Origin of the sequence: Massilia pinisoli (genome assembly GCF_024753285.1) — a bacterium.
Classification (GTDB): domain Bacteria; phylum Pseudomonadota; class Gammaproteobacteria; order Burkholderiales; family Burkholderiaceae_D; genus Telluria; species Telluria pinisoli.
Map to the genome: position 1 here is coordinate 1 of NZ_JANUGW010000036.1, position 20,199 is coordinate 20,199.

Annotated in this window: 19 protein-coding genes; 4 read left to right on the plus strand and 15 right to left on the minus strand. The window is 66.8% G+C overall.

The features are described 5' to 3' along the window. Window positions 1–88: 88 nt before the first annotated feature. The 12 genes from NX784_RS28050 to NX784_RS28105 all read right to left on the minus strand — a co-directional run bounded on the left by NX784_RS28050 (window position 89) and on the right by NX784_RS28105 (window position 12,830). Window positions 89–577 carry a hypothetical protein gene (locus NX784_RS28050; RefSeq protein WP_258819963.1) on the minus strand — a complete coding sequence of 163 codons (489 nt, stop codon included), beginning with the start codon at window positions 575–577 and terminating at the stop codon, window positions 89–91. A 252-nt stretch (window positions 578–829) separates the two neighbouring features. Then, window positions 830–3,520: a bifunctional diguanylate cyclase/phosphodiesterase gene (locus NX784_RS28055; protein ID WP_258819964.1), complete on the minus strand. Its 2,691-nt coding sequence runs from the start codon at window positions 3,518–3,520 to the stop codon at window positions 830–832. A gap of 96 nt (window positions 3,521–3,616) precedes the next feature. Next, on the minus strand, window positions 3,617–4,405 hold the full coding sequence (locus NX784_RS28060) for an SDR family oxidoreductase (protein WP_258819965.1): 789 nt from the start codon (window positions 4,403–4,405) through the stop codon (window positions 3,617–3,619). Further along, window positions 4,380–5,966, minus strand: coding sequence for a methyl-accepting chemotaxis protein (locus NX784_RS28895; RefSeq protein WP_307736194.1), 1,587 nt, complete (start codon window positions 5,964–5,966; stop codon window positions 4,380–4,382). Before NX784_RS28895 ends, NX784_RS28060 begins: the two co-directional genes overlap by 26 nt. A 25-nt stretch (window positions 5,967–5,991) precedes the next feature. Beyond that, window positions 5,992–6,399: a type 2 periplasmic-binding domain-containing protein gene (locus NX784_RS28070; RefSeq protein WP_258819966.1), complete on the minus strand. Its 408-nt coding sequence runs from the start codon at window positions 6,397–6,399 to the stop codon at window positions 5,992–5,994. Between the two features lie 10 nt (window positions 6,400–6,409). Further along, window positions 6,410–7,426, minus strand: coding sequence for a hypothetical protein (locus NX784_RS28075; RefSeq protein ID WP_258819967.1), 1,017 nt, complete (start codon window positions 7,424–7,426; stop codon window positions 6,410–6,412). A 51-nt stretch (window positions 7,427–7,477) separates the two neighbouring features. Beyond that, the gene (locus NX784_RS28080; protein ID WP_258819968.1) at window positions 7,478–7,774 is read right to left on the minus strand and encodes a recombinase family protein; all 297 of its coding nucleotides are present in this window, start codon (window positions 7,772–7,774) and stop codon (window positions 7,478–7,480) included. Beyond that, window positions 7,774–8,439 carry a TetR/AcrR family transcriptional regulator gene (locus NX784_RS28085; RefSeq protein ID WP_258819969.1) on the minus strand — a complete coding sequence of 222 codons (666 nt, stop codon included), beginning with the start codon at window positions 8,437–8,439 and terminating at the stop codon, window positions 7,774–7,776. The genes NX784_RS28080 and NX784_RS28085 overlap by 1 nt, the downstream gene beginning before the upstream one ends. Before the next feature lie 23 nt (window positions 8,440–8,462). Further along, window positions 8,463–9,647, minus strand: a complete 1,185-nt coding sequence (bktB, locus tag NX784_RS28090) for a beta-ketothiolase BktB (RefSeq protein WP_258819970.1) — start codon at window positions 9,645–9,647, stop codon at window positions 8,463–8,465. A 185-nt stretch (window positions 9,648–9,832) separates the two neighbouring features. After that, window positions 9,833–10,525 (minus strand): histidine phosphatase family protein, encoded by a 693-nt coding sequence (locus NX784_RS28095; RefSeq protein WP_258819971.1) that lies wholly within the window; start codon window positions 10,523–10,525, stop codon window positions 9,833–9,835. Further along, window positions 10,522–11,598 carry a phosphotransferase family protein gene (locus NX784_RS28100; RefSeq protein ID WP_258819972.1) on the minus strand — a complete coding sequence of 359 codons (1,077 nt, stop codon included), beginning with the start codon at window positions 11,596–11,598 and terminating at the stop codon, window positions 10,522–10,524. The genes NX784_RS28095 and NX784_RS28100 overlap by 4 nt, the downstream gene beginning before the upstream one ends. Next, complete coding sequence (locus tag NX784_RS28105; protein ID WP_258819973.1) at window positions 11,595–12,830, minus strand: acyl-CoA dehydrogenase family protein; 1,236 nt, start codon at window positions 12,828–12,830, stop codon at window positions 11,595–11,597. The genes NX784_RS28100 and NX784_RS28105 overlap by 4 nt, the downstream gene beginning before the upstream one ends. 106 nt (window positions 12,831–12,936) lie before the next feature. Between NX784_RS28105 and NX784_RS28110 the strand changes: the two genes are divergently transcribed. Beyond that, window positions 12,937–13,863 (plus strand): LysR family transcriptional regulator, encoded by a 927-nt coding sequence (locus NX784_RS28110; protein ID WP_258819974.1) that lies wholly within the window; start codon window positions 12,937–12,939, stop codon window positions 13,861–13,863. A 6-nt stretch (window positions 13,864–13,869) separates the two neighbouring features. On the opposite strand, the gene NX784_RS28115 is transcribed toward NX784_RS28110, so the two are convergent. From NX784_RS28115 to NX784_RS28125, 3 genes are all read right to left on the minus strand, one after another. Then, the gene (locus NX784_RS28115) at window positions 13,870–15,345 is read right to left on the minus strand and encodes a GGDEF domain-containing protein (RefSeq protein WP_258819975.1); all 1,476 of its coding nucleotides are present in this window, start codon (window positions 15,343–15,345) and stop codon (window positions 13,870–13,872) included. A 112-nt stretch (window positions 15,346–15,457) separates the two neighbouring features. Beyond that, window positions 15,458–16,138, minus strand: coding sequence for a hypothetical protein (locus tag NX784_RS28120; RefSeq protein ID WP_258819976.1), 681 nt, complete (start codon window positions 16,136–16,138; stop codon window positions 15,458–15,460). A gap of 55 nt (window positions 16,139–16,193) precedes the next feature. After that, complete coding sequence (locus tag NX784_RS28125) at window positions 16,194–16,886, minus strand: TetR/AcrR family transcriptional regulator (protein ID WP_258819977.1); 693 nt, start codon at window positions 16,884–16,886, stop codon at window positions 16,194–16,196. Window positions 16,887–17,222: 336 nt separating this feature from the next. On the opposite strand from NX784_RS28125, the gene NX784_RS28130 reads away from it, so the two are divergent. Genes NX784_RS28130 through NX784_RS28140 form a run of 3 tightly spaced genes read left to right on the plus strand, consistent with a single transcriptional unit; the run spans window position 17,223 to window position 20,141 of the window. Beyond that, window positions 17,223–18,341, plus strand: coding sequence for a Re/Si-specific NAD(P)(+) transhydrogenase subunit alpha (locus NX784_RS28130; protein WP_258819978.1), 1,119 nt, complete (start codon window positions 17,223–17,225; stop codon window positions 18,339–18,341). Window positions 18,342–18,375: 34 nt separating this feature from the next. Continuing rightward, on the plus strand, window positions 18,376–18,690 hold the full coding sequence (locus tag NX784_RS28135) for an NAD(P) transhydrogenase subunit alpha part 2 (RefSeq protein WP_258819979.1): 315 nt from the start codon (window positions 18,376–18,378) through the stop codon (window positions 18,688–18,690). Beyond that, window positions 18,687–20,141: an NAD(P)(+) transhydrogenase (Re/Si-specific) subunit beta gene (locus tag NX784_RS28140; protein ID WP_258819980.1), complete on the plus strand. Its 1,455-nt coding sequence runs from the start codon at window positions 18,687–18,689 to the stop codon at window positions 20,139–20,141. The genes NX784_RS28135 and NX784_RS28140 overlap by 4 nt, the downstream gene beginning before the upstream one ends. Window positions 20,142–20,199 lie beyond the last annotated feature (58 nt).

The window sequence follows — 20,199 nt, forward strand, 5'->3', positions numbered from 1 at the left end:
ACTTCCTTATTTTGAACTCAGCAAATGTTCAACAATCAACGTTTTTGACGTGCTCAATTGCGATGGTCATTATGGGTGGCGCCGGGGCTCAGGCCCAGTATGGCCGGCTGGTTAATATGTTCGTCTGTTCGACAACTGCGATGTTTATGTGCGGAATATTAATCAACCCGGTATTAAGCCCGATTATAGCTGTTGGATTTGTTAGACTTCTCAGGACAAAAAGGATGCAGCGAGACAAAAACCGGGTGCCGTACGGCGACAAGTCGGCCAGCGCCGGCCTGTCCTTGCCATCCACGGCCAGCAGGTCGGCAGACACGCTGACAACCGAGGCATCTGTCGGCAGATTCGTGTCGAACCGCAGGCCGTCGCGTACCCCCTCGTCGACATGGATGAAACGTGTGTTCCACGGAATCGATGTCAATGCGTGACGCCAGCGCACAACCCGGCCGTCGTCGACATGCCGCGGCAGCAGCGACTGCGACAGATAGCTGCGCTCGACACATACAGCCGCCAGCAGCGCGTCCGCGAGAAGCACGAGAACGAACGCGAACAGCGCCTTCCTATAAAACTCTTGCATATGGCGGCATTGGGGTGATTATCTCCGGTCGTCACCTCTTCCGGGGACGTCGCCGATATCCTAACAGTCCATCCATACCGGGCGCCGGTTTCGCCGTCGCGTTGTACTGACACAACGTCACAATGCAGGGTTCGTATTGATATTAAATCTGGACGCCAGAAAGGCAAAAGACCCGCAGCTTTCAGAACTGGCGGGTCTCATTTAGCTTGGCAAAACCGGAGTACCAGCATAACCGTATCGCTCGATCCGGGGCTATTGGCTCGCTTCCGCGACGCGTCCCGCGTCGCGAAAACGCGCAATGAAGCTGTCAGCGTTGACCGGCGGTGACAGAAGATAGCCCTGGACCTCCTGACATCCTTCGTCATGCAGAAACGTGAGCTGGTCCTCCGATTCGACACCTTCGGCGATGACCTGCAACTTCAGATTCGATGCCATTGCCAGGATCGCCCGCACGATGGCGCAGTCATCCGCGTTGTTCGGGATGTCGCGCACGAAGCTCTGGTCGATTTTCAAACGGTCGACCGGCATCTGCTTCAGGTAGGACAATGACGAATAGCCGGTACCGAAGTCGTCGACGGCCAACTCCACGCCCATGGCCTTGATCTGGTGCAGTTTGTCGAGCGCATCCAGGACGTCCGCGACAACGGCACCTTCGGTAATCTCCAGTTCGAGGCAACGCGTCGGCAAGCCGGACCGCTTCAACGCGGAGCGCACCCGCGCCACGAAATCGGGCTGCTGCAGCTGCACCACGGACACGTTGACGGCGATCCGCAGCGGCATGCCGGCCTTGTTCCATGCCATCGCCTGCGAGCAGGCAGCCTGCAGGACCCAATTGCCCAGCGCCACGATCAATCCGTTTTCCTCGGCCAGGCGGATGAACTCCTGGGGTGGCACCATTCCCACGCCCGGCCGCTCCCAGCGCACGAGGGCCTCGGCACCGACGATCTTGCCGTCCTCGAGCGAGCGCTGGGGCTGGTAGTACAAGCGGAGTTCCTCGCGTTCGATGGCCTGGCGCAGGGCGGTTTCCATGTCGAGCCGTTGTTCGACAAGACGCGCCATCGAACTGTCGAAGAATTGCCAGCCATTTCTACCCGCCGCCTTGACACGGTGCAAGGCGGTATCGGCGTTCCGTAACAAGGTCTGGGCATCCTTGCCGTCCTGGGGATACAGGGCAATGCCCATGCTGACCGTGAGGTACACCTCGCGATCCCGCACCGACACATTCTCCTCGAGCGAGGCGCTGATGCATTCGGCCAGGTGTTCCGCCTTGAGCGCGACGCGGTCCACCTCCTCCATCACGACGGCGAACTCGTCGCCGCCCATTCTTCCCAGCATGTCCGTGCGGCCGAGGCAGCGCTGCAGCCGGCCCGCAACCTGGACGAGTGCCTCGTCTCCCCGCTCGTGCCCCAGACTGTCGTTCAAGGTGTTGAAGTTGTCGATGTCGATGAGGACGACGGCAACGATGGCCTGGTTGTGCTCGGCCAGCAGCAGTGCGTGTCCGATGCGTTCGAGCACGGCGCGCCGGTTCGGCAGCCTGGTCAGCGGATCGACATGGTTCGCTTCGTACAGCTGGAGTTCGGACTGCTTCTGCGGTGTGATATCGGTCGTGACGCCGCGCACCTGCACGTCGCCGTCACGCGTGTGGGCGAGCATGACGTTACTGCGCAGCCATAAATCCTTGCCGTCGGGCGCGACGATGTGGTGTTCGATCGGTTTGATCAGTCCGGGACGCGCCGTGCTCAGCACCGGCTCGATGTGTTTGCCATCCGGCCCCGTGCACAGCCTGTCGCGCCAGAACTGCCGGTCGCGCATCCATTGTTCGGCCGTGTAGCCAGACACCGCCTCTGCATTGCCGCTGACATAAGTAAAGTGAAAATCCGGCAGCAACGCTTCCCAGACGACACCGTCGATACCGTCGACGAGTTCCTGGAAACGGCGGCGCTCGGCGTTCACGTCTTCATTGCGCCGTGCGAGCCCTTCCTGGGCAGCGTCCAGGCTCGCCAGTTGCAGCCACAGGAAGCGCAGCAGGCACAGGACGAGTACCGTGGAAAGGGCACAAATGCCGACGACCTGCCGGCTGCGGCGGCTCCAGGGCTGCAGCACCTCGGCACGTGCGACGCTGGCCACCGCCACCACCGGCGACTGCGCCAGGCTCGCGTAGCCCACCACGAGCGGTCCGCCGTCGGACGCGGTGCTGTCCGTGTCGTACACGCCGATCGGCGCGGACGCGAGCAGGCGAAACGTGCGCGTGTCTGCCAGGTTGTGTTGTGCGGCATCGGCACGCATCGGCGTTTCCGTGATCACCCAGCCGTCCCGCCGCACGAGCATCATCTTGATACCGTAGCCAAGCTCCAGGTCCCGGTAGAAACGATCGAAGTACGCCGTGTCGACGCCGACGGCGACGATCATGTCCATGGACCCGTCCGGATCGTCGACCCTGCGGGCAACCGGAATGCCCCGCATCTCCGCCGGGCCCGCGGCGATCGGCCGGGACACGAGGATGCCGGTCCTGCGGTGCGCGCGCAGATCGGTATAGTAGTCGCGGTCCCGGGCGTCGACCGGTGCCATCGGATAAGCGGCCGCGCTCGCGCGCACCCACCCGTCCGCCGACAGCACGACGGCACCGCTCGTCAGTGGCGAATTGCGCGTGGCGGTGGCCAGGATGTCGTGCAGAGCGTGTTCGTCGGCAGCCGTGGGCGTAAGTCCTCGCCGGCCGATCTCGGCGGTGGCGATACGAACGAGGGTATCGGCCTCGCCGAACGTGCGCATGGCGTGCTCTTCGAGCGCGACGGCGACGCTGCGCATGTCGGACTCGGCCTGTTTGACCGTGGCGCGATAATCTTGCACGACGGCGATGCCGGTCGAGACGACGAACATCGCCGGCAACGCAATCGAGAGCGCCATCAAACCACGGCGGAGCGTCCGGACAGAGCGCAAGGCCATCTGCCCCTCCCACAAAGATGTTTGGGCGTTTTCATGATACACCCTGCGGGCGACGAGGCGACAGCGACCCGGGCGCTCGCCCGCAGCCGAGTCAACTCAACGCACCGCCGAGTTCCCCCCGTCGACCGCAATGACCTGGCCGGTGACGTGCTTCGCCGCATCCGACGCGAGAAACGCTGCGACGCCCTTCAGGTCCTCGTCGTCGCCGAGCCGATGCAGGGGCACCGATTTGGTCAGATTCTCCTCACCGGCCTGTTGCAGCAGGCCCGTCGTCATCTTCGACGGAAAATACCCGGGCGCGATCGCGTTGACGGTAATGCCGTGGACGCCCCACTCGCCCGCCAGCGTGCGCGTGAAATTCATCAATGCGGCCTTGGAGGTGTTGTACGCCAGCGTCTTCATCGGCGAATCGGGCGCGTTCCCCGCGAAGCCCGCGATGGAAGCCACGTTGATGATGCGGCCCTGCCGGCGCGGGATCATCGATTGCCGGCCCACGGCCTGCGACAACAGGAAGATACTGCGCACGTTCAGATTCATGACCTTGTCCCACGCCTCGAGCGGGTAGTCTTCCGCCGGCGCAGCCCACGTCGCACCCGCATTGTTGACGAGGATGTCGACATGGCCGAGGCGCTCCAGCGCCGCCGCGGCGAGGCCAGCGACGCCGCTTTCCGAAGCCATGTCGGCGGCGATGGCGCTGGCTGCGATACCAAGCCTGCCAAGCTGTTCGACGGCCGCATCGAGTTCGGCCTGCTTGCGCGCGGACAGCACGACACGGGCGCCCATCTCGCCGAGCGCCGTGGCCATCTGCAAGCCGAGCCCGCGTGAGCCGCCGGTGACGAGGGCGGTCCTGCCCGTCAGGTCAAACAGTTGTTGTGTAGTACGCACTTGATGCTCCTTGATTGACGTGGTTCGAAATTCGTGTTGCCGACGGGACGCGCGCTTGGAGGCGAAACACGGACAGTGCCTCGGTGAGCCGCGCCGTCTGGTCCGACAGCGACTCGGCCGCGGCCGACGCTTCTTCGACGAGCGCGGAATTCTGCTGCGTCATCCCATCCATATTACCGATCGCCTGGCCGATCTGCTCGATGCCGGTGGCCTGGCGCTGGCCGGCCATGCTGATCTCCGCCATGATGGTTTCCACCTGGCGCACCGATGCGACGATCTGCCGCATCGTCTCTCCCGCTGCGTCGACGAGCGCACAGCCCGCGTCGACCTTGGTCACGGAATCGCCGATCAGTGCCTTGATCTCCTTCGCCGCGCCGGCACTGCGCTGGGCCAGGTTGCGTACTTCGGCCGCGACCACCGCGAAGCCGCGTCCCTGCTCGCCCGCGCGGGCCGCTTCCACCGCCGCATTCAGGGCAAGGATATTGGTCTGGAACGCGATGCCGTCGATGACGGCGATGATGTCGACGATCTTCGCGGACGAGGCGTTGATGTCGCCCATCGTCGCGACGACACCGTCGACGACCTGGCCGCCGCGCGCGGCGATGCGGGTCGCGTCGGCCGCCAGCCGGCTCGCTTCGTTCACGCTGTGCGTGTTCTGCTCGACCGTGCCGGTAAGCTCCCGCATCGACCTGCTGGTGAGGTCGAGGTCATCCGCCTGCGCCAGCGTGCGAACGGCGAGATCGGCGTTGCCGCGCGCGATTTCCGCGCTGGCCGCGGCGATCGTGGCGGCCGAACCCTGGATGCCCGCCACCATCGTCGCCAGCCGCGTGCGCATCTCGTCCAGCGCGGCCAGCACGCTGTCGCCGCCGTCCGTCCGGATGGCCATCGACAGGTCGCCGCCAGCGACAGCCTGTGCGATCGCGCGGGCATATTCGGGCTCGCCGCCCAGTTCGCGCCAGATCGCCTTGACGACGAACCAGGACACGACGACGAGACCGGCGACGACGAGCAGCGCCGTCAGCGCCATCGTCCACAACACGGCATGGATCCCTTCCGCGCTGCGTTCGATACCGGCATGGAACTGGCGCCGTGCCGCGTCGCCGGTCCGCGCGAGGTCGGCCTGCAGGATGCGCTGCGCCTTCTGCATCGCCTCCACCTCGGCCTGGACGTCGCCCTTCTCCATGTCGAGCATCACGCGGGCCGACGTGAGTGCCGGTCCGTAGTAGGCGTCGAACTCCCGCGCAAGCCGGTCGCCCGCGGCGCGCTGCCCATCCATGCCGGACATCCGCGCGAGCCGTCCGCGCACCTTCGCCACCTGCGCGGCAATCTGGGTCAGCCGGGCCCTGTCCGCTTCGCCGACGGCGTCGCGCAGCCCGTCCGCGACGCCGCCGACTTCCAGCGTCAGATCCTTCGTGAGGTCCAGCAGCGGATAGTCGAGGCGGGCCGTACGGTCGATCGCACGGACGGCGTCCGTCGCGATCACCGTACTGGCCCCGATCCCGGCACCGAAGACCAGGATGGAAATGACCGGCAATGCCCAGATCTTGCGCTTGATGCTCATGGTGGACTCGCTTTCGTGGCGTGGATCAGGGGGCGGTGTAGACCACCTTGACGGAGGCATCGACGGCGCTGCGGTCGATGTAGCCGATCGCCCGCGGATTGGCCGCGACGGCCTTCTTCACGTCGGCGCTGCCGGCCACTTCCCGCGGCATCGTGGCCTTGCCCGTAAAGACCAGCTTGGACCAGAGCGCCTTCGCCTGCGACAGGTCCTTGTCCGCGACCTTGCGATAGAACTCCGCCCGGATCGGGGCGCTTTCCGGCTGGTCGATCGGCACGAGCGCACCGGATTTGCCGAGGAAGTACTGGGCGACTTCCTCTTTCGTCATCGACGTCTCGGGCGCGTTCGCGTTGACGACGACGACCACGTCGGCGCGCGCCGGCTGCACGATGCCGAGAATCGCGGCAAAAATGAATGAAAGTGAAATGTTGTGCATCGCTGCCTCCTCAGAAAACGAAATCGACGGCGACTGCGCCGACGGTGACGGGACCGCGGAAACCGGGTCGCGACGCGTTGAACAACCCAGCGCCTTCTGGCCGGACACGGTCGACCTGGACCTTGATGTCTGCGGAGCGGAACGCATCCCAGCGCACGCCAACGCTGTCCGTGCGCTGCGCGACATCACCGGTCAGCCGGCCGTGGCTCACGAACGGCAGCACCTTGCCGAAGCGGTAGCCGCCCATCGCGTACCAGCCGCGGCTGGTGGCGCCGAAGCCGCGCGCCGTCGTGTATTCCGACTGCACGACCACGTCGTTCCAGTCCAGCGCCAGACCGGCCGCCGTGAACGACACCTTGAATTGCGGCAGCTCGACGCCGCCTTGCGTCAACGTCATCCGGGCATCGTCGCGCCCCAGCCGGAACGTGACCGGGCCCTGTTCGAGCACGAGGTTCACCACGCGTGCATTGGTGAACGTCACGGTCTGGCCGGCGAGCTTCGCGGTCGAGCGGCCATACGCGACCTGCGTGGTCAGCGTCGACGTGCCGACGCCCTGGTGCCAGTCCAGGTCCGCACCGTCGAGGCTGTCGTTGGGCACCTGGGCATACACCTCCTGCGACGGGCGCAGCATCGTGTTCGCATAGCCCACGTTACGGTAGTCGGAGACGAGGAACGCGGCGAGCGGCACGCGGCCGACGCGCACGCTCACTGCATCCGACAGCCTGGCCTTCGCGAAGGCGAGCGTGCCGGTCGCGCCGTAAGCATCGGTCTCCAATTTGCGCACGACGCCCTGCCCCGTCACGGACAGCCAGTCGTTGATGCGGGCGTCGACCTGCAGGCCGACGTTGGAATCGACCCCGGCGCGCGGCTTCGTGCCGGCGCCGCCGGCCTGGTACGGACGTGCGAACAGCGCCTCGTTCGTGTTTGTCCACGTCAGGGCGCCGGTGCCGAAGCCGCTGACCTTGACCGCCTGGGTCGCGCCATCCTGTGCCCATGCGGTCGATACGGCGCAGGGGAGGAGAAGCATTGTTGCGAGAGTTTTCATTGTCGTCTTCATGGTGTTGATTACTTCGTGGTGTTACTGCTTGATTGTTGTTGCGGCATACCGGAGGAGGACGTTGCGGACCGTCGCCCCGTACCAGCGGCCGCCGTGTTCGCCACGTATGCCGAGCACGTTCAGCGCATGCGCGATGCAGCCGAACGAGGCGCCGTCCGCGCGCCGCATGCCGATCTCGCGCAGGATCCGCTGGCGTTCCTCGTCCGACCAGGGCTCAACGCCGTAGCCCGCCGCGCGCGCGCTGCGCTTTTCCGATTGCCGGTGCAATGCGTCGGTCAGCTCGATCATCTGTCGCAACAGGAAGGTGTCGTGGAACATCACAGCCTCCCCGCCCGTCCGACCAGGGCCAGGAAGCCCGCCACGCCGGCCGCCGCCATGTGCCGCACCTGGTCTCCGTCCGCGTGCCGCTCCGTGCCGGCGGCGATGGCGCCAATGTGCCGGCCGAGGACGCAGCCGACGAACGCATCGCACAGGACGTCGGGCCCGGGAGGCGCGCCGCCGCCATGCAGTTCCGTCATCAGCCGTTCGAGGAGCGCGCGATCGCTCGACGCCACGGGCGCGACGAGCGCAGCCAGTTCGGGACTCCGTTCGGCGACGGCATCCGCATGCAGGCGTGCGCGCTGCTCGGACAGCGCCCGCCGCAGCATCAGGCGCGCGAGCGCTTCGAGCCGGGTCCGGACGTCCGCGCCGGATACCTCGATCGCCGCGGCCTGCCGCTGCCAATCGTCGACGTCGCGCTCGACGACGGCACGCAGCAGCCCGCGCTTGCCGCCGAACTTCACGTAGATCGTCTTCGTGGCGACACGCACCGTCGTCGCGATGGTCGCGATGCTGACCTGGTGGTAGCTGTCGCGTACGAACAGCTGCTTTGCCACGTCGAGCAGGTCGCGCTCGCGCGCCTCCAGCGCCGCCGCCGGATGGCGGCCCGCGCCGCGGCGGCGTCCCGGCGCATTCACCGCCTGCGTTTCTGGTCGGTCGTACATGGTCCGGCTCCCGGAGAAGCGCGCTACATGCGCTCGAAGATGGCGGCGATACCCTGGCCGCCGCCGATGCACATCGTCACCAGCGCGTAGCGGCCCTTGACGCGCTGCAGCTCGTGCAGCGCCTTCACCGTGATCAGCGCCCCCGTCGCCCCGATCGGGTGGCCCAGCGAGATGCCGGAACCGTTCGGGTTGACTTTCGCCGGATCGAGCCCCAGGTCCCGCGTCACCGCGCATGCCTGGGCCGCGAACGCCTCGTTCGCCTCGATGACGTCCAGGTCCTGGACGGTGAGGCCGGCCTTCTGCAGCGCCAGCTTCGTGGCCGGCACCGGGCCGATGCCCATGTATTTCGGATCGACGCCCGCATGCGCATACGCGACCAGGCGCGCGAGCGGTTTCAGCCCGCGTGCCTGCGCCGTTCGCGCTTCCATCAGCACGACGGCCGCCGCCGCGTCGTTGATCCCGGACGCGTTACCGGCGGTGACGGTGCCGTTCTCCTTCAGGAACACGGGCTTCAGCTTCGCCATGTCATCCAGCGTCACGTTGCTGCGGAAATGCTCGTCAGTGACGTAGTCGACGTCGCCTTTTCTCGTCTTGAGCGTCACCGGCACGATCTGCTCGTTGAAATAACCCGCCTCCGTCGCGCGCTGCGCGCGGTTGTGGCTGTCGACGGCCAGGCGGTCCTGATCGTCGCGCGTGATGCCCCATTTCGCGGCGATGTTCTCGGCCGTCACGCCCATGTGCACCTTGTGAAACGGGTCCTGCAGCGCGCCGATCATCATGTCCACGAGCTTCGCGTCGCCCATGCGCGTGCCCCAGCGCGTATCCAGGCTCGCGAACGGTGCGCGGCTCATGTTCTCGGCGCCCGCCCCGATGGCAATGTCGCAGTCGCCGAGCAGGACGCTCTGCGCGGCCGACACGACGGCCTGCAGGCCGGAGCCGCACAGGCGGTTGACGTTGTACGCGGGCGTACCCTCCCCGCAGCCGCCGTTGACGGCCGCCACGCGCGACAAATACATATCCTTCGGCTCGGTATTGACCACGTGGCCGAACACGACGTGGCCCACGTCCTGCCCGTCGACCTGCGCCCGCGCCAGGGACTCGCGTACGACCAGCGCGCCCAGTTCGGTCGGGGGAACATCCTTGAGACTGCCACCGAACGTACCGATGGGCGTGCGTACCGCACTCACTACGACGACTTCTCGAACCATGTCTTTCCTCTACGTTCTCGATTGAAGGACGAGTACCGCGCCTGCGGCCTCGCTGATCTTGTTTTAGGACATCCTACTAAAGTTAGGACAAAAGTACAAACAAGACGAGAAAAAAACAACGGTGTGCGACTGTTGTGGAAGGTGCGGCAGGGGAAGCCGCCGGCAACGATGCCGGCGCCGCGGGATCAGCGGTGGGTGACGAGACGGGCCTCGTCCTCGCGGCCGAGGTGGGCCCACGCGTTATAGGTGACGAGCTGGTGGGAGTTCCGGCCGAGCCGGATGCGGGTGACGCTCGTGTTGACGAGCGGCCAGCACAAGGTGAACGTGCGCTCGGCGGGGAGACCGAGCAGCGCGCCGGCGATCACGCTGATCGGACCGCCGGACGTGAAAATCCACGTCTCGCCGCTTTCCGGCCGGGCGAGCGTCAGCCAGGCATCGCGCACGGCGGCGCGAAACGCCGGCCACGACGTCCGGTACTCGTGGTCGTGGTGGCCCGAGGTCCAGCGCGCAACCGCGTCGACGAACACCGTTTGCAACTCACGCTTCGCGTCCGGGTTGCGCGCGAGTTCCGTGCGCAGCGCGGCGCCCGATGCCAGGTCGGGGCGCAGCCGCGCAATCAACTCGTCCGCATCGAGTTCGTCCAGGCCGGGCAGGACGGTCACGGGCACGTCCTCGAGCCCGGCCGCGCGCAGGCAGCCCTGCGCCGTCTGGACATGGCGGCGCAGCGTCCCCGTCGCCACGCGTGCGGGCCGGTGGCCGCCGCGGGCCATCCAGGCGCCGAGCAGCATGGCCTGCTCCTCGCCCAGCGGCGACAGGCAGTCGTAATCCTCCGCGCCCAGGCTCGCCTGCGCATGGCGGACGAGATACACGTCAGTCATGGCACGTCTCCGCCGGTACCGATCAGGCGACGGCAGCGCGCGCCCAGGACGCGCACGATCTCGCCGAAGCCGGCGAACTGTTCGTTGGTCGTCTGGCCGAGGACGTAGCGGCGGTAGATCTGCTGCGCGATGACCATCAGCCGGAACAGGCCGAACACTTCGTAGAACGCGAAATCGCCCACGTCGATGCCGGTGCGCGCGCCGTAGTACGCGATCGCCTCTCGCCGCGTCAGCATGCCCTCGGCGTGCGTGGGCTGGCGCCGCAGCGCGCGGAAATCGGCATCGTCGTCCGCTTCGACCCAGTACGCGAGCGAGCCGCCCAGGTCCATCAGCGGATCGCCGATGGTGGCCATCTCCCAGTCGAGCACACCGACGATGTGCAGCGGATCCGCCGGGTCGAGCACGACGTTGTCGAACCGGTAATCGTTGTGGATGACGCACAGGCGCGACTCGCGCGCCGGCTGATGCGCCCGGAGCCACGCGATCACGTCCCCGTACGGATCGACGCCCTCCGTCGCGGCGCGGTCCCAGCGCCCCGTCCAGCCGGACACCTGGCGGGCCACATAGCCCTCACCCTTGCCGATGGCGGCAACTTCGGGCCGCGTCGTGTCGACGGCGTGCAGTTCGATCAGCCGGTCGAGGAACGTCATGCACAGCGCGCGCACGCCGGCCGCGTCCAGCCCGAGGCCCGCCGGCAGGTCGCGCCGCAGGATCACGCCGACCAGGCGTTCCATGACGTAGAACGGCGTACCGATGACAGCCGGATCGTCGCAGCGCGCCAGGATCGCGGGCACGTACGGATAGCTGTCCCGCAGCGCCGCCATCACGCCCGCCTCGCGCAACATGTCGTGCGCGCCGGCGCCCGTCACGCCCGGCGGCGGCCGGCGCAGCACCATCGCACGCTCGCCGTACGTGATCAGGTAAGTGAGGTTCGACGCGCCGCCGTGGAACTGGCGGATCTCCGGCACGCCCGCCAGGCCGGGTATCACGCCTTTCAGGTAAGCGTCCAGGCGGACGACGTCGAGGCTGTCCTCGGCGCGCAGCGCGCGCGCTTCATCGATCATGGCGCTCATGCGCGGGCCTCCCGGTTGGCAGCCTGCTGGCGCAGTTCCAGCTTGGCGATCAGGCCGCGGTGCACGGCATCCGGTCCGTCCGCGATGCGCAGCGAGCGCGCAAGGGCGTACAGCGCGGCGAGCGGCGTGTCGTCCGACAGGCCCGCGGCGCCGTGGATCTGGATGGCGGCATCCACGGCCTGCTGGAGGATCGCGGGCGCGGCGACCTTGATCTGCGAGATCAGGCTCATCGCGGCCTTCACGCCCTGCGTGTCGATGGTCCACGCGGCCTTCAGCGTCAGCAGGCGCGCCTGTTCGATGCCGATGCGCAGGTCGGCGATGATGTCGGCGTTGCCGCCCAGCTTGACGAGCGGCTTGCCGAACGCGATGCGCTGTTCCCCGCGCGCGCACAGCAGCGCGAGCGCGCGTTCGGCCGCGCCCAGCGCGCGCATGCAGTGGTGAATGCGGCCGGGGCCGAGGCGGCCCTGCGCGATCTCGAAGCCGCGCCCCGGCCCGAGGAGGATGCTCGACAGCGGCAGGCGAACATTGTCGAACCTGACCTCGCCGTGCCCGGACGGCTCGTCGTACGTGCCGAACACGGGCAGCATGCGCACGACGGAGACGCCCGGCGTGTCGAGCGGGCAGATCACCATCGAGTGCTGCCGGTGCTTCTCGGCGGTGGGGTCGGTCAGGCCCATGAAGATGGCGAAGCGCACGTTCGGATGGCCGATGCCGGTGGTCCACCATTTGCGGCCGTTCAGCACGACCTCGTCGCCCTCGATGGTCGCCGTCGCGCGCATGTTCGTCGCGTCGGACGACGCGACGTCGGGCTCCGTCATGCAGAACGCGGAGCGGATCTCGCCTGCGAGCAGCGGTTCCAGCCAGCGCGCCTGCTGTTCGGGCGAACCGTAGCGGACCAGCACTTCCATGTTGCCGGTGTCCGGCGCATTGCAGTTGAAGACTTCGGGCGCGATGAGCGAATGGCCCATACGCTCGGCCAGCGCCGCATATTCGACGTTGGACAATCCTGCCCCGCCATGGTCGCGCTCCGGCAGGAACAAATTCCAAAGCCCGAGCGCCCGCGCCCGTGCCTTCAGGGTTTCCATGACCGGCGGCTGGCGCCACGCACGCCAGTCGGCGCCGCCGGCCAGTTGTGCCGTGTATTCGGCTTCCGCCGGTTCGACCTCCTCGCGCATGAAGCGGTCGAGACGCTGCAGCCAGTCGTGGCTGCGGTGGGAGAGAGAGAAATCCATGACATGCGATCCGGTGGTTGTGATGCCGAAAAGCCTACGCTATGCTTATTCATCCGTAAAATGAATAATCATAATGGCGACACATGAACCACATTGATATCCTCCGATGGACGACAACCGCATCGACCTGAACCTGTTCCGCGTCCTCGACGCCATCCACGTCCAGGGCGGCATCACGGCCGCGGCGCGCGCGCTGCACCTGACGCAGCCGGCCGTCACGCATGCGCTGAACCGCCTGCGCGAGCATTTCGGCGACCCGCTGTTCGTCCGGCAGGGTAACCGCGTCGTGCCGACCGAACGGACGCTGGCGATGATCGACGACGTGCAGCGCCACCTGCGCGGCCTGCAGGGCACGCTGCGGCTGGACACGGAACTGCGGCCCGAGACGCTCGACCTCGAGATGACCATCGGCGCGCGCGACCTGCTGGAATCGCTCGCGCTGCCGGCGCTCGCCGACGCGTTCGCGCGCGAAGCGCCCGGGCTGCGGCTCGTGAACCGCCGCCCGCCGCTGGACGCGGTCGAACGGGGCCTCGCCGGCGGCCAGCTCGACCTCGTGTTCGAGCGCCGTCTGCGGGTCGGGCCGCGCGTGGTCAGCCAATACCTGTTCGACGAAACGCTCGTCGTGCTGATGCGGCGCGACCATCCGCTCGCGGACAGCCTCGACCGCGACGCGTATTTCGCGGCAGGCCACGTGAGCGTGTCGCCGCTGGGCGAACCGAACACGCTCGACGTCCTGCTCGGCAGCCAGGGACGCTACCGCAGGATCCAGCTGGTTTCCCAGCACCATTTCTCGGCCTGCGAGATCGCCGCCGCGGGCGACCTGCTGCTCACGCTGCCGCGCTTTTACGCACTGAAGATGGCCGCCCTGCTGCCGGTCGTCGTGCGGCCGTTGCCGCTGCGGGTCAAACCCTATCCGATCTTCGCGTACTGGCACGAGGTCCGCGAAGCCGACCGCATCCACCAGTGGTTCCGGCAGCGCGCGATCGGGATCGTGTGCGCGGCATCGGCGCAGGCGGGACTGCTCGACGCCTGAAGCGGGTCAGTGGGCGCGCACGCCGTTGCGCCCACCTTCCTTCGCCTCGTACAGCGCGGCGTCGGCCGCTTCGACGAGCGCGCGTCCGTCGCTGCCCGGCGCCGGGACCACCGTGGCGACACCGGCGCTGATGGTGACGAATCCGAGATCGCTCGCGGCATGTGCCATGCCGGCCCCGCGCACGCCCGCGCAGATCGCTTCCGCGATGGAGCGGGCGCCGTCCTGCGCCGTGTTCGGCAACAGCACCGCAAACTCCTCACCGCCAAAGCGGGCGGCCAGATCGGCCGGGCGGTTGACGGTGGCGGCCAGCACGCGCGCGACCATGCGCAGACAGTCGTCGCCGGCGGCATGCCCGTAGGTGTCGTTGTAGCGCTTGAAGAAGTCCACGTCGATCATGATCAGTGACAGTGGCGTGCCTTCGCGCGCCGCGCGCGCGACTTCCCGCACCATGCGCTCGTCGAGATGGCGGCGGTTGGACAGGCCCGTCAGGCCGTCGGTATCCGCCAGGCGGGCCAGCGCCGCATTCTGCTTTTCGAGCGCCTCCTGCGTGCTGCGCAACGTCCGTTCGAGGCGTTCGCGCACCCGCATCTGGGCGATGACCCAGAAACAGACGAGGTAGACACCGATCATTTCGCCCGCCAGCGCCACGCTTTCCTGCCAGGTGACGCGGCGCCAGTCGGCCAGCACGTCGTCCTTGCCGACTGCGGCGTCGACGGCGAGCGGAAACCGCGCGGAGCCCAATGTGGTGTGCAGGCGTTCGGCCTCGGTCTCCTTCGTCTTCAACCGGATCGCAGCCGCATGCGTGCCGTCGCCCGCCCGGCCGGCCTGGGCGGGAAAGCGTGCCACCGGCGTGCCGTTGGCCAGCGTCAGCGCCACCAGGCCGTGGGGGCCCGGCGCCATGCGGCGGTACTGGTCCTGGAAGTACCGCACCGGGATCGTTGCCACTGCCACGCCCGCGTAGCGCCCATCCGGGCCATCGATGCGGCGCGATACCGCGACCACCTGCGCGCCGGCGGGCGCTTCGAGATGGGCATCGCGTTCCGGCCGAACACGGTGGTAGGCGGCGGCGTCGCGCACGGCATCGGCGGCACCCGGCCCCGCCCCTTCCGGCGCAGCAGCCACGAGGCGGCCGGCATCATCGATCACGTACAGGCCGGCGAGCGGTACGCTGCTTTCCCGTGCACGTGCCTGCAGCAGGCGCTGCAATGCTGCGCCTGCCGTGCCCGCGGTGCCGTCCGCCTCCACACGGTCGACGACGCCCGCCACGATCCAGCCGGCCGTGTCCAGTGTCGACTCGGCATGGTGGAGCGCGGCGCTGGCCATCGCGCGACTGGCCGCGGTGCTCTCCTGGATCTGGCTGTCATACGCGAGCGTGCGACTCCAGATGGCGAAGCCGATGCAGAACACGAAGTCGGCAAGCAGCAGCCAACAGATCGCACGTGCGGGGGATCTGCCGCGTAGCAGGGATGGAATGGATAACAAACGGACACTCGGCGGGTTACGGATGCGGGCCACGCCATGATATATGAGTTTCCGTATGAAAACATTAGTTACCCGAAGGAAGATGTTGCGCGCATGCGTCGCATACTTAGCTTCAAAACAATTGTTCGAGTTCGTCGAAGGCAGCGTGGTCCCGGGCGCCATCCCCGCCCGCGCGCTCCAGTGCGCAATACGCGTAATACAGTTCCGCACACACGAACGACCAGACCATGCCCGCCCATGCGTAAAAGGCCAGGCGCTCCTCGTCGCCGGGAAGCGGGTAGAAGTCGTACATGCCCGCGATCGTCTGCGCGGCGACGAGCGCGACAGCGACGCCGAACGCATGCCGATACGCGCGCACGGCAGCCAGACGCCGGACGAAGCCGATGAGGTAGAGCGACAACACGCTCCACATGACCAGATAGAACACGGGCCTGAGCGCTGCCACCGCGTCGGCCTCCACCAGCGCCGCCGTACCCGCGGCCGCGCGGGCGAACAGGTAAACGTCGAACCACGGCACCGGCCGGTAGCCGTGCGTCACCGCCATCAGGCCGAGAATCATGATGACCGGGCCGCCGCAGCCCCTGGCAAAGGCGTCGCAAAAATAGGCGACGCGATAGCCGGCGTCCACGTCGCCAAGCACGAACACCAGGATGCTCGCACCGGACAACGCGACGACCAGCCACTCGACACCGAGCAGGTAGTTTCCCTTCCCCAGGAACTTGATGCCGTACACGGAAGCCGTCGTCGCGAGGATCGCGATCGAGAGGACAAACAGGCGGTGTTCGATTTCCATGTTCGGTGCGTCGGCAAAGTTAGGACATAAGTATAAACATGAAAGCGGAGGCATTTCAACTGAGAGTGACCAGGGCTCTCGGCCCGGCGCGCAATGTCCCCCGCAGCAGGCCGTCAACCGCCGCCAGGAACGACGCGTCCAGCGCGTCCGGGCTCGCGCATGCGCGCATGCCGGTACCGGTTCGCACGGTGACACCGTCGACGATGGCAATGATCAGGATGGCGATCTCCAGGCTCTCGGGGTACGAGAACGCGGGATTGACGGCGCCGACCAGCACGGCCATCTCATGCGAGAGCGCGCCGTGCCACTCGTCCAGCAGCGGCGCGGAAGGGTCGTCGATCGCGACGAGTGCCAGGAAATGGCACCACAGCGCAGCGTTTTCCAGGTCCCTCGCGTCGTGCAGGGCACGGACCACCAGGGCGTCGAGCGTCGCACGCGGCGCCGCGCCGCCGTCGACGGTACCGCGCAGATCGCGCATGTATCCATCGATCACCGGTTCGAGGACAGCCCGCAGGACGGCCAGTCGCGTCGGGAAGTAGTACTGCAGATTGCTGACGGTGATGCCCGCACGCTGCGCGATCGCGCGCAGCGTGAACTCCAGGCCACCGCATTCCAGCAACAACGCCCGTGCCGTCCTGACAATGGCGTCGCGGGTCCGCATGCCTTGAGGACGCAGGCGTCGGCGCGCGACGTCGGCGGGCTTGCGTATGCGCGGCGCCCTCGCGCGCTGCTTTCCGGATGCTGTCATCGGCTTGCCCTCGGCGGCTCTCCGGCCATGTTTGTACACTAAGACTATTATAGGACATGAACACAATAAATTGAGCATCGAGAGTGCACTCATATTTCACACCGCCGAATCGCGTTTCACATCACAAAATCCGGCGCGCGGACGACGTATGTGAACGATTCCGTTCCACAAAATCCGATCGCGCATCCTGAAATCGCGGCGCTAAGCCATTGATTGCGGATCACAAAGTTTTCTGTTTTATGTCTTATATAAGATAGAAATTACCGAATCCCCTTCCCTTATCATCGTCCGGTACGCATCACCACGCATTTCAACAACCACGACATGGGAGCATTCATGAAAATAGGCATACCGGCCGAATCGCGTCCGGGAGAAACACGGGTCGCCGCCACGCCCGAGACCGTCAAGAAGCTGGCGGCGCGCCATCAGGTGGTCGTGCAGTCCGGCGCCGGGCTGCGCGCCGCCATCGACGACGCGGCGTTCGCGGCGGCGGGCGCCGTCATCGGCAGCGATGCGGACGCGCTCGGCGCCGACGTCGTTCTCAAGGTGCGCGCGCCCGACGCCGGCGAACGCGCGAAGATGAGGCACAACGCCGTCCTGATCGGCATGCTCGATCCGTTCGACGCCGCCAACCTGGCTGACATGGCACAGGCGGGCCTGTGGGCGTTCGCACTCGAGGCAGTACCGCGCATCACGCGGGCGCAGTCGATGGACGTCCTGTCGTCGCAGGCCAACATCGCGGGCTACAAGGCCGTGATCATGGCCGCGAACGCATACGGGCGCTTCATGCCGATGCTGATGACGGCCGCAGGCACCGTGAAGGCGGCGCGCGTGCTGATCATGGGCGTCGGCGTCGCCGGCCTGCAGGCCATCGCCACGGCGAAGCGGCTGGGCGCCGTCATCGAGGCATCCGACGTGCGTCCGCCCGTGAAGGAGCAGGTGGAATCGCTTGGCGCGAAGTTCATCGACGTCCCGTTCCTCACGGACGAGGAACGCGAGATCGCGCAAGGCGTGGGCGGCTATGCGCGCCCGATGCCGGCGGACTGGATGCGCCGGCAGGCGGAGCTCGTGCACGAGCGCGCGAAGCTCGCCGACATCGTCATCACGACGGCGCTGATCCCGGGCCGCCGGGCTCCCGTGCTGATCGGCGAGGACACCGTCAAGGCGATGAAGCCCGGCTCGGTCATCGTCGACCTCGCCGTGGCACAAGGAGGCAACTGTCCGCTGTCCGAGATCAACCAGACCGTGGTCCGCCACGGGGTGCACATCATCGGCCAGCCCGACCTTGCAACCCTGGTGCCGGCCGACGCGTCGAGCCTGTATGCCCGCAACGTGCTCGACTTCCTCAAGCTGCTCATCGACAAGGAAGGCAACCTCGCCATCGACCGCGAGGACGAGATCATCCGCGCCACGCTCGTGTGCGCGGGCGCGGAAGTCCTGCGCAAGAGCGCGTGACATGCGGCACAGCCAACCCACACAAGGAATCATCATGGAAGTCAGTCATACCATCATCAACCTCATCATCTTCGTGCTGGCGGTCTACGTCGGCTACCATGTCGTCTGGACCGTCACCCCCGCGCTGCACACGCCGCTGATGGCCGTCACCAACGCCGTCTCCGCCATCATCATCGTCGGCGCGATGCTGGCCGCCGCCCTCACCACCGGCATCGTCGGCCAGGCAGCCGGCACGGTTGCCGTGGCCCTGGCCGCCGTCAACGTGTTCGGCGGCTTCCTCGTCACCCAGCGCATGCTGGAGATGTTCAAGAAGAAGGACGTCAAGGCAAAAACGGGAGGCCGCGCATGAACGCCATTTCCATGAACATGGTGACGCTGTTGTACCTGGTGGCGTCCATCTGCTTCATCCAGGCGCTGAAAGGCCTGTCCTCGCCCGCCAGCGCCCGCACGGGCAACGCGTTCGGCATGGCCGGCATGGCCATCGCGGCGCTCACCACGGTCGCCCTGATCGTGAAGCTGCAGTCGCTGATGGCGACCGGCTCGTTCGGCTTCGGCCTCGTCCTGCTGGGCACCGTCGTGGGCGGCGGCATCGGCGCCGTCGCGGCACGCAAGGTCGAAATGACCAAGATGCCGGAACTGGTCGCGGCGATGCACTCGCTGATCGGCCTTGCCGCCGTCTGTATTGCGGTGGCCGCCGTGTCCGAGCCGTGGGCGTTCCGCATCGCCGAACAGGGTCAACCCCTCCCCTTCGGCAACCGCATCGAGCTGTTCATCGGCACGTTCGTGGGCGCCGTGACGTTCTCGGGCTCCGTGATCGCGTTCGGCAAACTGTCCGGCAAGTACAAGTTCCGCCTGTTCCAGGGTGCGCCCGTGCGCTTCCCCGGCCAGCACATGGTCAACCTCGGCATCGCCGTCGCCATCGTGGCGCTGGGCCTCGTGTTCTGCTTCGATGCCGGTACGGCGCCCGCCTGGACGCCGTTCATCGCGATGGCCGCGCTGGCGTTCCTGCTCGGCGTGCTGATCATCATCCCGATCGGCGGCGCGGACATGCCCGTCGTCGTGTCCATGCTGAACTCCTATTCCGGCTGGGCCGCCGCGGGCATCGGCTTCTCGCTCAACAACGCGATGCTGATCATCGCAGGGTCGCTCGTCGGCTCGTCCGGCGCGATCCTGTCGTACATCATGTGCAAGGCGATGAACCGCTCGTTCTTCAACGTGATCCTCGGCGGCTTCGGCGGCGAGGCCGGTGCGACGGCGGCGGGCGAACAGGCGCAGCGTCCGGTGAAATCCGGCTCGGCCGACGACGCGACGTTCATCATGAGCAACGCGGAATCCGTGATCATCGTGCCGGGCTATGGTCTCGCGGTGGCCCGCGCCCAGCACGCGCTGAAGGAACTGGTCGAGAAGCTGACGCACAAGGGCGTGGCCGTGCGCTATGCGATCCACCCCGTGGCGGGCCGCATGCCGGGCCACATGAACGTGCTGCTGGCCGAGGCCGAGGTGCCGTACGACCAGGTGTTCGAGATGGAAGACATCAACGCGGAATTCGGCCAGACCGATGTCGTGCTGGTGCTCGGCGCGAACGACGTCGTCAATCCGGCCGCGAAGGATCCGAAGTCGCCGATCGCCGGCATGCCGATCCTCGAGGCGTACAAGGCGAAGAGCGTCATCGTCAACAAGCGCTCGATGGCATCCGGCTATGCGGGACTGGACAACGACCTGTTCTACCAGCCGAACACGATGATGGTGTTCGGCGATGCCAAGAAGGTCATCGAGGAGATGGTCAAGGCCGTGGACTGAAGCCTCGCCTTGATCCGCGCAACGCTGTCGGCGTCCACGCGCCGGCAGCGTTTTTTTA